9 protein-coding genes and 1 tRNA gene are annotated in these 10,690 nt (G+C 55.6%); 4 read left to right on the top strand and 6 right to left on the bottom strand.

The window, feature by feature from the left end; translation table 11 throughout:
- The 4 genes from BM035_RS00320 to BM035_RS00305 all read left to right on the top strand — a co-directional run.
- Positions 1 to 921: Ig-like domain-containing protein (locus tag BM035_RS00320; RefSeq protein WP_175497310.1), on the top strand; the 921-nt coding region annotated here is incomplete at its 5' end.
- Positions 922 to 1,019: 98 nt separating this feature from the next.
- Positions 1,020 to 1,700: a PEP-CTERM sorting domain-containing protein gene (locus BM035_RS00315; RefSeq protein ID WP_008171969.1), complete on the top strand. Its 681-nt coding sequence runs from the start codon at positions 1,020 to 1,022 to the stop codon at positions 1,698 to 1,700.
- The gene (locus BM035_RS00310) at positions 1,693 to 3,528 is read left to right on the top strand and encodes a type I secretion system permease/ATPase (protein WP_092029754.1); all 1,836 of its coding nucleotides are present in this window, start codon (positions 1,693 to 1,695) and stop codon (positions 3,526 to 3,528) included. The genes BM035_RS00315 and BM035_RS00310 overlap by 8 nt, the downstream gene beginning before the upstream one ends.
- Positions 3,528 to 4,844 carry an HlyD family type I secretion periplasmic adaptor subunit gene (locus tag BM035_RS00305; protein WP_008171966.1) on the top strand — a complete coding sequence of 439 codons (1,317 nt, stop codon included), beginning with the start codon at positions 3,528 to 3,530 and terminating at the stop codon, positions 4,842 to 4,844. Before BM035_RS00310 ends, BM035_RS00305 begins: the two co-directional genes overlap by 1 nt.
- Before the next feature lie 87 nt (positions 4,845 to 4,931).
- On the opposite strand, the gene BM035_RS23160 is transcribed toward BM035_RS00305, so the two are convergent.
- From BM035_RS23160 to BM035_RS00280, 6 genes are all read right to left on the bottom strand, one after another.
- A complete protein-coding gene (locus BM035_RS23160) occupies positions 4,932 to 5,177 on the bottom strand; it encodes a carboxylesterase family protein (RefSeq protein ID WP_368073237.1) in 246 nt (81 codons plus the stop codon).
- A 50-nt stretch (positions 5,178 to 5,227) separates the two neighbouring features.
- The gene (locus BM035_RS00300) at positions 5,228 to 6,604 is read right to left on the bottom strand and encodes a carboxylesterase/lipase family protein (protein ID WP_175497309.1); all 1,377 of its coding nucleotides are present in this window, start codon (positions 6,602 to 6,604) and stop codon (positions 5,228 to 5,230) included.
- A 464-nt stretch (positions 6,605 to 7,068) separates the two neighbouring features.
- Positions 7,069 to 7,145, bottom strand: a tRNA-Val gene (locus BM035_RS00295).
- Between the two features lie 55 nt (positions 7,146 to 7,200).
- Positions 7,201 to 8,151, bottom strand: coding sequence for a DMT family transporter (locus BM035_RS00290; RefSeq protein ID WP_092029751.1), 951 nt, complete (start codon positions 8,149 to 8,151; stop codon positions 7,201 to 7,203).
- Between the two features lie 146 nt (positions 8,152 to 8,297).
- Entirely contained in the window at positions 8,298 to 9,386 is a 1,089-nt protein-coding gene (locus BM035_RS00285) for a hypothetical protein (protein WP_062782650.1), read from the bottom strand.
- Positions 9,387 to 9,488: 102 nt separating this feature from the next.
- Positions 9,489 to 10,559, bottom strand: coding sequence for a hypothetical protein (locus BM035_RS00280; RefSeq protein WP_008171962.1), 1,071 nt, complete (start codon positions 10,557 to 10,559; stop codon positions 9,489 to 9,491).
- Between the last annotated feature and the right edge of the window lie 131 nt (positions 10,560 to 10,690).

Genomic DNA, 10,690 nt, shown 5'->3' with positions numbered 1-10,690 from the left:
ATTGAGGCCCCGGCCAACGGGACTCTCAATATAGCGACGGACGGCTCCTTCACCTACACGCCGGATCCGGGCTTTGTCGGTACCGAGGAGCTGACTTATACAGTCAGTGACGGTACCACCAACAGCACCGGCACGGTGACCATCGATGTGCTGCCAAGCGAAGTTGAAACCATCTCCCTGGGCGATGCTCCGACCCGACTGCCAAGGTCTGACCGGGATGCCTGGAGTAATGCCTGGACCGATGCGTCCGTGACCATTACTCACAAGGCCGATATCACTGACAGCGGCGAAGTCTGGAGCAATGCCTCCCTCTCTGCTGCCGGCTCCCATGTGCTATCTGGAGGCGATATCTATGCCGGGGATCTCGGTGTCAGCGGACAGGCCATTGAGACCGGGCAGGCACGCCAGGAGATTGAAGGAACCGAAGCCCTTCGCTTTGAGCTGGATGGCGTTGCTACCGAAGCAACGCTGGAGATATCCCGGCTCGATACCGAAGGCGTTTTCCGGGAGTCGGGCAGGGTGCAGGCGCTGGACGACCAGGGCAATGTAGTCGCAGAAGTCCTGTTCAACGCCGATGATCTCGCCGGCGATCAGCCAGTCCAAATCTCCGCGAGCCAGGGCTTCACGCAATTGGTACTGACTGCTGGCACCTATGATGGCTCTACTTTTGTGTATGGCGCGCTGGCAGATGATCAGGGTGATTATGCGGCGCCTGCCAATGGAGCGCTCAGTCAGGGTAGCGACTACTTGCTTGATAGCGTTGAGTTTGTCTTTGGCGCTGTTGCGACAGAGCCAGAACCCTTGCAGGCGGTGGCGCAGTCAGCAGGCGGTGAGGGCAGCACTACGGATGTCGATCCTCTGGAGATTGATATGCCACTGATTGGTATTCATGAGCCCGAGGGCCCGGATCAGTTCGTCTGACCCAGGTTACCCGGAGCGTAGCCATGCTCCGGGTAATAAAGCCAAGAAGGAGCCCGGCAACACGCGGGGTAATAAAGCAAAAAAATGGAGTGTTTCTCATGAACTCAAAGCAGTTATTGACGGGTCTGGTGCTAGCTCTGACATTGCCCATGGCCGAGGCGGGGCCAATCTACTCACAATCTCTACTGGATGATGGCACAAGTCTGGGAACCTTTAGTTCACTGAACGGCGGGAGTCAGGTCGCCGATAATTTCTCCCTGGGGAAGGAATACTCCATCACGGGTCTGACCTGGTGGGGCTCGTACTTTGAGATTAATACCGGAGACGATTTTTCAATCCGGTTGTTCGACGATGATGGTGGGCGGCCTGCGGCAAGCGTCAACATACCCAATAGTGATTCGCTGGATGTCAGTCGAACTGCAGAAACCGGCGTGACCGATGATTTTGCTCAACAGATTTACCGCTACGACGTTTCGTTAAGCCTGGTACTGGGGCCCGGCGATTTCTTCCTTTCGGTCATGAATGATGCTAATGACATGTGGTTCTGGGCCGATGCAGCAAACGGTGGCGACTCGGCCAACTGGTTCCGGGTCGATGCCAGTCAATCCTGGAGCAAAAATAACGGCCGGGATCTTGCCTTTGTAGTGAGTGGTGAACAGATTGTCGCAGAGGTTCCTGAACCGGCGTCCTGGGTTTTAATTTTGCTCGGTCTGTCTGGCCTGCTTTTCCGTCAAAGAGGACGGTGCACTCGTTCGATATCCGCTGCGTGCCATGGCTGATACGACAGGTGTTCCTTCGGGGGCCGACAACGACAGCCCTCTTGCGCAAGCGGTAGCAGGGCTCAAGCGGTACCTAAAGGTACTACTCGGCTTCAGTTGCTTCCTGAACCTGCTGATACTGACTGGTCCGCTGTATATGCTGCAGGTATACGACCGGGTGTTGGTGTCGCGCAATGAACCGACGCTGGTTTATCTTACTCTGCTGGCAGTCGCGGCTTTGCTTGTTCTGGCGGCGCTGGATGTGGTGCGTTCACGCATTCTGGTGAGATTGAGCAACAACTTCAGTCAGACGGTTACTCCCGAATTGTTTCGCCTGATTCTGGGTAGAGCGAGAACAGCGAACGGATTACGTGATCTGGAAACCGTACGCACCTTTCTTACCGGCTCCTCCATGGTGACTCTCTTCGATGTGCCTTGGGCGCCCTTGTTTCTGGGTTTTGTCTATATATTGCATCCTTATCTTGGTCATGTGGCACTCATCGGGGCGGTTGTGCTGTTTGGCCTTGCTGTCTGGAATGAAAGACGCACCTGTGGTTTGCTGGCAAAAGCCGGTGAGCACCAGCGCAAGGCGACTGATTTTACTGAACTCAGTGCGCGCAACTCCGAAGCGATCAATGCAATGGGTATGCTGGACAATCTGCAGCAACGCTGGTTGGGAGACCAGCGTGCAGCACTGGCGTTTCAGGCGATCGCCAGTGACCGTGCCGGAACCCTTGTTTCTGCCGCCAAATTCGTTCGCTTTACCCTTCAGGTGGCGATCTTGGGCACCGGTGCCTGGTTGGCGATCCAGGACATTATCAGTCCCGGCGCTATGATTGCGGCCTCTATCGTCATGTCCCGTGCGCTGGCACCGGTGGAATCCTCCATCTCTAGTTGGCAGGGACTCCAGGGTGCAAAGCGTGCTTATGCGCGGTTGCAGGAAGCCTTCGAGCATTATGAAGCCGGTACGCCAATGTCATTACCCGAACCCAATGGGCAGATTGGCTTTGAAAATGTCTATGCCCGCCCTCCCGGTTCAGAGGCGCCCATCATCAAGGCCTTCAGCTTTGCCATAGAAGCAGGGGATTCGGTAGGTATAACGGGTCCCAGCGGTGCTGGTAAATCATCTCTGGTCAAGCTGATGACCGGTATCTGGCTTCCTGAGTCCGGAAGTGTCCGTTTGGACGGTGCTGAATTCCTCAATTGGAACCGTGCCCAGCTGGGTCGCTATATCGGGTATCTGCCGCAGGATATTGAGCTCTTTCCGGGTACGGTTGCGGACAACATTGCCCGCTTCGGCGAAGCAGACCCGGAGAAAGTAGTCACTGCCGCCAAGCTGGTCGGTGGCCATAGTATGATTTTGGATCTGCCTAAGGCATACGACACGCTGATTGGACCCGGAGGAGCCAACCTTTCCGGCGGGCAGCGCCAGCGTATCGGTCTGGCCCGAGCACTTTACGATCTTCCCAAATTGATTGTGCTGGATGAACCCACCTCGAATCTTGATGCAGAGGGTGAATCTTCGGTACGCACACTGATTGGCTGGCTAAAAAAGCAGAAGATTACCTGCGTGGTGATCGCCCATAAACCGACGGTTATCGGTGGAGTCGATAAACTGATGGTTATTCAAAATGGAGTCCTTAGCCAGTTCGGTCCTTTAGACGAGGTTCTTCCGGGGATCACTCGTCAGGTACCGGCGGAGAAAACCACTGTGCCTGCCTATGGAGCAGCCGGTTCCGGTATCGTCGGAAGCAATGTCGAGGCACGGATCCCTGTCAAGAACGGTCGTGTGAAGCTGACTGCTGCTGAAACAAGGGTCAGCGCCAACGAGAATCAAGGAAAGCAGTGATGACTCCAGTTGAAGACAGCGTGCCTCCAATCGTTACTTCCCCAAACGCTCCCATTTATACCGGTGTTGTTATTATTCTGGTCTTTATCGGAGGTTTCCTACTCTGGTCGCTGCTGACAGTACTGGCCAGTGGTGTTCTGGCAGCCGGATCGGTTCGGGTAGACACAAGCCGCAAACAGATACAGCACCTGGAAGGCGGTATTGTGGCAGAGATCCTGGTGCGGGACGGGGATATGGCCGAAGCTGGACAGCCGCTCGTGCTCCTGGACAAAACCCGGGCAGGCACCTCGATGGAACTGATCCGCCAGGGGCTGGAAACCGCCCAGGCATCCAAGGCCCGACTCCTGGCGGAACAGGAAGATGCTGAGGAAATAGAGTTTCCGGAGCCTCTGGCTCAACGTACCTCCGATCCGAAGGCTCTGGAGATCATGAAATCCCAGCGCCTGTTATTTGAGGCTCGCCGAACTTCACTAAAGGGGCAGATCCAGATACTTGACCAGCAGATCCTGCATCTGCGCGAACAGATACAGGGGCTCAATGCCCAGCAGAACGCCAAGGCCTCTCAGATTGATTCAATCGAGGGCGAGCTGGAGGGGCTGCGGGGTTTGCTCGCCAGGGGAATGATTGATAAAACCAGGGTGCTTGCACTGGAGAGGGATGGGGCTGAACTGGCCGGGGAACGCGGTGAATTGATTTCCCAGATCGCCGCCGCGAATTCGAATATCGGGGAGAAGGAGCTGGAAAAGTTCCAGCTGATGAAATCATTCAAGGAGTCGGTGTCTAATGAGCTCAAGGAAGTGCAGGCAGAGGTTCACGACTATACCGAGCGTTTGCTGGCTGCCAGACATGTACTGGACCAGACGGAGTTAAAATCTCCCGTTGATGGCGTGGTGGTCGGTTCTGGAGTGCATACAGTGGGTGGCGTGGTTTCCCCCGGTGCTGTATTGATGGAAATTGTCCCTGTCCATGATCGCCTGATTATTGAGGCCGCGGTCAGCCCTCAGGATATTGACAACGTGCGCGCGGGCCTTGCCGCCGGCGTCAAATTCACGGCCTTCAACCAACGTGAAGTTCCCGAAATTCAAGGTGTCGTGACATACGTGGCTGCGGATATTTTTGAGGATAGCAAGTCTGAAGAGAGCTATTACAAAGCCCGAATAGAGGTTGAGGATAGCGAAATTTTGCGTTTAGGAGACCGGAGAATACAGCCAGGGATGACTGCTGATATTGTTATTCGCACCATTGATAGACGACCGATAGACTACCTTTTGGAGCCTCTTATCAGCAGCGCCAGAAAGGCTTGGCGCGAATCTTAGAATGCCTCTCACTCGGCCTCATTAGTAAAGCCCGGAGCCGGAAGCGCACCGGGCTTTTCAAGAGGATGTGCCTCTAAGGTGCCAGTTTCAACTACCTAACCAGAAACTGCAGTTTCGAGCCTCGTTGAACGTTGGGCCACCTGACAGCATCGAAAAAGGACCAGTGTTTTCGGCAGGCGCCTGCAACGATTGATAGCCCTGATTCACAAAGGACAGCCATGCAGGCAGAGTTCCGTCGCTCGGCGTTGGATTGCCTGAGCGGGCAAATGCAGCCCAGTAGCGGACCATCGTTTCTGCAAGCGTTGCCGAGTCTTCAGAGAACTCTGCTTCCAGCTCAGCCTGAGAGGCAAATACATAAGGAATCTCAGTGGCGTGCGCAGCACCTAACGCGGGTTGAACTCTTGTAAATAATGGTGAAGGCAGCGGGGCATTTCGTCTGCAAATTCATAAGCGTAGACCGGGACATGTTTCGCGGCAGCTGCGATGTTGCCAAAGCCTGGGCACGCAAAGATAGCATCGGTGCCTACGGCAGAGACCGCGATGTCGGCATTGTCAAAATCATTCAGGGGATAGCGATCTACCACTGCGTCTGCATTGGCCTCCGTGACTGAACCATATCGCCGGATCAGTTCTTGCCGATAGTCCGTCGAACTCCCTGCAAGCCGATCCTCAAGTGAATCGCGACCACTCACCAGCTGTTCAGCGGCAACAAACAATCGCCATTCATCTCGGTTGGAGCCCTCCAACACCTGGTCTGCGGTGAACTGCCCACTTGCTAAGGCGGCTGCCACAGTCTGCTCAAGAACACCCGGTCGCTGAACAATCTCCGAACCGAATTCAGGATCGCCGGCCTGCAAAGCAAGGAGTTGCTCTAGTGTCAGATTACGCAGGCACTCCGCTGCTTCAGGCGACGAATCTCCCGCGCAAAGGCTGGCCATAAAGCCTGCGCCCCGTTGCTCCGCTTCAGTGGGCGTTTCCTGAAAGAAGGATGGACCACTTTGAACGATGACACGTTGGAACAAACCGTCCGTTCGATCATTTGCAGCCATTAACCCCTTGATGCTGAAGCCGCCTGCAGACTCACCGACCAGAGTTACGTTATTCGGGTTACCCCCAAATGCAGCAACGTTAGCCTGCAGCCATTCCAGGGCTTTAATCTGATCCATCAGACCGTAATTTCCCGATCCCTTTTCAGAGGTTTGTGAGGTGGCAGTAAGTGCTGGATGCGCCAGGTAGCCAAGCACACCCAGGCGATAATTGATGGCCACTACAACGATGCCTTCTTTCACCAACCTGTCAGGTTTCGCGCTGGACTGAAAACCGGCGCCGGTATCCAGACTGCCGCCGTGAATCCAGACAACTACCGGGTGATTCTCACCCTCACCAGGCGCGTAGATATTGAGGTTCAGGCAATCCTCTGAGGTACTCGACCCTGGATTCGAACTTTGGATGGCAAATGGAGATTGCGCTGGCGTTTGTGGGCACGCATCACCAAATTCTGTTGCCTGCAAGACATCTGACCGGGGCTCCGGGCTTTGGGGCGCACGAAAACGGTTTGCTCCCTCGGTCGATTGGCCATATGGAACGCCTAGCCATTGTTTCATCTCGGTGCCGTTACCGTCGCTGACAAGCACACCAGTGATTACTCCTTCCGACGTTGTAACCTCCGTCGGATCAGTTGAAATCGCAGACGAGTCGTTCGAGTCGTTGTTACAGGCAGGCAGAGAAATAACGAAAATTGATACGATCAGAAGGCGCAAAGCCCTCGGCATTCGAGCTATACAGACACGCATAGGAGTCTCCACGTCGTTCATTCTTGTTTTAGTTGTGCTGACAGAGAGCCTTAACAGCTTATTTTCATTCAGCGTACATTTGTACGCTAAGGCTCTGAAGGAAGCGTAACTTGAGTCTTAAGAAAGTCAAAGATGTGTGCAAAACCGAATAATTAAACTTCTTTCGGTTGTTACGAAACAGTGACACCTATTAGTCGAATGAAGATGATATGGAGAGCAGTCTTAACCGACGGTCGGTGCCTGATCACGCCGGAGAAGCTAAAAACATGAATGTCAGGAGCCGGTTTTAAAGAGAGGTACTTACTGCGAAAGGTGGTTTGGTTTGGCGCAAGGTGGGGTAGTTGCCAGGCTTTCCCCAAGCCGTTCTATGTGGGCAGACACAAAAAAAGCCACTTGGCTTGCGCTCTAAGTGACTCTTTTTGTTGCAGAATTGGTAGGACCACCCAGATTCGAACTGGGGACCTCTACCATGTCAAGGTAGCGCTCTAACCAACTGAGCTATGGTCCTGTGTCCTGCAACGGGGACGAAATATACTGATTCAGCCGATGCTGGTCAACCACTTTTATGCGGTTTTCCGCTTGCGGAGTTTTTCCTTGATGGCTTTGCTCAGCACAGCCCAGCGGTTGACGATCAGGGCTGCAAAGATGAGGCCACAGCCGGCCAGTTGAATGCCGGTCATAGACTCGCCAAACCATCCTGCCGCGAACAGAGCAACCCACACCGGCTCAAGTACCAGAATCACCACGCCATGGCTGTTCGCAGACAGGCTCTGGGCGAACGTCTGAAGAAGGAAACGACCGGCCGTGCCAATCACGGCACTGGCCACCACCCACCAGACCAGCATTGGTGAGAGATTATTCAGGGTAGGCCGCCAGGGCTCCATAATCATGGATTCAACCAGGGTGAGCAGGCCGACCGTCAGCAGCGCAATGGCTGTGAGGGGCAGGGCGGGTACGCGGTGCTTTTCCACCGTTCTGCCGAGCCGGTTTATCACGGTTCTCTGGTTGGCTGCCCGGGTATTGAGATTGAAATACAGGGCGAAAATCGTCGCTGCCATGACAAAGAAAATCTGGCCCGCTTCGGGGCGAAATCCGTTCTCAAGGGAGAGCAGCGCGAGCCCGGCAACGGCAATGGGAATGGCCAACCATGTGCTCGGCGGTTGGGCTTCCTTGAACACCAGGCGTGCGATAATCGGCACTATTACGACACCCAGGCTGGTCAAAAAGGCGCCTTCACCCAGGCTCGTTATATGAACCAGTCCCATCACCCAGCAGGTCATGGCCGTGCCAAACACCAGCCCGACACCCACACTTCGGCGAAGCTGATCGACGCTCAGTTTCATCAGCGACCGACGGGCGAAAAAGGCGAGCACAGTCCCGGCGATCAAAAACCTGGCCGCCATGAACATGAGAGGCGGCATCAGCAGTACTGCTTCCTTGGAAAACATCCAGCTGATGGCTGCAAACAGGGTGACAACAACCAGTAGAAGATCGGATTTGTGAGTGTCAGACATCGGATATCGCTTGGCGGCAGTGGTTGAATCGAACGGCGAAAGCGAACCAATGTATAGTTTGCGAACTAAAAAGAAAAGATGGGTAAAACTACCGAGGTGAGAGGCGGCTCTTCCCTGAGCCCTTTACAGTATTCGTAGGTTTAAGGTCAGTTATTCAGGGTTGTGTAAACCAGATTCGACATATCCGTCTGATCTGAGCCGGGCACTTCAATGTACCGGTCACCGGAACCCCACCATTGCCACCAGGCGCGCTTGTTGTAGGTGCGGCTGGCGAAATCCACCTGCAAACCGCCGAGAGTGGTGTTGTTGACCACCGGAACGGAGATGTTGCCCGTCTCGGAGCCGAGCACGCCGCTGTGGGTGACTCCCTCGTTCATCAGTACCGGATAGTGGTTGAAGTAAAGAGCGGCCGGGCCATCCTGGCTCGTTACCTTGCCCGCCAGGCTGATGCTGGAAGAGCAGGAATCGATCCCGGCGGCGGAGGTGGCACCACAGGCCGAATGGGTGGGTACCACGCCATCGTCCGTGCCGGCGATGAATGGCTTGGTGATACCGCCATAGGACGACCCACCAGCCACGAAACGCAACCTTGGGATTCCATTCGGGCTCACCGCCAGGTTACGCGCTGCGTTGGTTTGCAGGTCGTTTACCACGCCCAGCTTGCCGGGTTCCGGCTCAATGCCGGTGAAGGCTTCTACTGCGGCCCGGAGGGGCCAGTTGTACCAGCTGTCGTTGTAGGCAAGGCTGAGTGCCAGGTTGGCCAGTTCAGTGCCACCGCCGGCGCCGGAGTAATCCAGGGTTGCCAGGATTTTCAACGGCTGAAGGCCCTCGGATTGAAGCCAGCGTGCCTGGTTTTCCAGCAGATACCGGGTAACGAGATCCCCGGTAGAGTGAGAAACAACGATGCAAAAGTCATTGCAAAGACCTTGCTGACTGATCTGACGCATCTGTTCATAGGCTTGCTGGGCAATACCACCTTCAACGCGCCCGTCACTGCCCCAGTCGATACGGGCCTCGGCCCGGGAGAGCCAGAAAGTACGCCAATAGTCCTCGCCGGCGTTCTTCACCTCCTGCAGATTGGCGGGAGGGTTGGCCAGGTCTTGTTGCTGAAATCCGTGAACCAGGATCACGTTGTGCCCGGCCAGTTGGGCCTGGGCGGTGCCGGCAAACAAGCTGCCGGTGATAGTGACCGCCAGGGCGGCCTTACAGGCATTTCCGATCTTTGTTGTTTTCATAGTTGCTCCGTCTTTGCTGCTTTATTGTTGTCACAAGACGTTTATCCGCCACTTGTAGCGGTACAGCCCGGCGTTAGCCGGTGCAGAGCCTGCGCCCTGCCATCAGAACTTGTCGGCAAGCTGCCGCAGCAGAGCCGCGCGCTGTTCTGATTCGGGATTCACCGCCGGTGTATCGGTAAGACTGCCGAGATCCGGCGGTGTGAAAGCGTAGCCCTCGTCGGGGCCGAAAGCGTAATTAGTCCGGTCACCTGGCCGGGCGGGAAGCTGCCGAATCTGCAGGTTTTTCAGCTGTAGCTGGCCGTCCACCGTCTGATCGGCCAATACCGTGCCGTGAGCCTTCAGATTGATCGTGTTTGAGGTGCTGTCCAGCCTTTTCTCCATCTGCAATTGAGCAACCGGGCGTTGGCCAACAAACAGCTGGGCCGAAAGCGCGTAGTAGCCGGAGTCTTCCGGCGAGAAACGAACGGGAATTATCAGATTGTTACCCTGGATACGGGCATCGCCAAGCCCCTCGAATTCGCCCAGGTAAGGTTCAATGGCCAGTGTTGAGACATGGCGGACTGGTTTGCCGTCAAGCCGGGCCTCAACGATCAGCCGATATTCACCCGGTGATTCGTCGGCGGACAGAACGCCCTCGAAGTAACCCGGGGAACCCGCCTCTTCCAAGGTGGTGCCAGCGATGGCATCCCGGCTTTCCGGCCTCTCCAGCGTTGCAGACAGCGAGCGACCGACCACCTGAGAGCCCCGGATAGCCGCTGCAACAAGAATTTGTTCCCCTGCAGTAAACCGGTATTTCTCCAGCGTTACGGTGAACTGCCCGTCACCTTCGAGGGGCAGACTGACCGGCTCGTAGTGATTGCCACCGTAGGCGTTCGCCTGTTCCGGGGAGAGAGGTATGGACCACGGAGGGTATCGGGTAGTTTCAGCGTATTGATCGGCAACGCTGGCCAGCATGAACCCGAGGGCATTATCCGGGGGTGGTTCCGGCTCAGCCGAGGGATCGGTAGAAGACTGCCTTGCCAGGCCTGCGCTTTGGACAGGCGCCGTCTCGGCCGAGTCGACCACCTTCGAAAACCAGCTGAAATCTGTGTGGTTGTCAGCGGAGAGCAGATACCCCGCGCCAACCACGCCAGCAGTTACCAGTGTCAGAAGAAGAGCGACCTTGCCCGGCATGCGGCAGTTCCCTTGATTATTGTTGTAGCTCTAAAGATAACGGGATTTCCGCCGCACCCCAAAAATCCGGACTCTGTGTGTAACAGAATGTGTCCGCGTTGTGCGGTGGTTCACATTCCGATCAGCCGGTG

The organism is Marinobacter sp. DSM 26671 (genome assembly GCF_900112835.1).
Classification (GTDB): Bacteria; Pseudomonadota; Gammaproteobacteria; order Pseudomonadales; family Oleiphilaceae; genus Marinobacter; species Marinobacter flavimaris.
This window is presented reverse-complemented; position numbering and strand designations above follow the sequence as displayed.

Excerpts from the sequence above, each read along its gene's own strand:
- BM035_RS00315 (WP_008171969.1), top strand. The coding sequence starts at position 1,020 with ATGAACTCAAAGCAGTTATTGACGGGTCTGGTGCTAGCTCTGACATTG.
- BM035_RS00285 (WP_062782650.1), bottom strand. The coding sequence starts at position 9,386 with ATGAAAACAACAAAGATCGGAAATGCCTGTAAGGCCGCCCTGGCGGTC.
- BM035_RS00305 (WP_008171966.1), top strand. The coding sequence starts at position 3,528 with ATGACTCCAGTTGAAGACAGCGTGCCTCCAATCGTTACTTCCCCAAAC.
- BM035_RS00290 (WP_092029751.1), bottom strand. The coding sequence starts at position 8,151 with ATGTCTGACACTCACAAATCCGATCTTCTACTGGTTGTTGTCACCCTG.
- BM035_RS00280 (WP_008171962.1), bottom strand. The coding sequence starts at position 10,559 with ATGCCGGGCAAGGTCGCTCTTCTTCTGACACTGGTAACTGCTGGCGTG.
- BM035_RS00310 (WP_092029754.1), top strand. The coding sequence starts at position 1,693 with ATGGCTGATACGACAGGTGTTCCTTCGGGGGCCGACAACGACAGCCCT.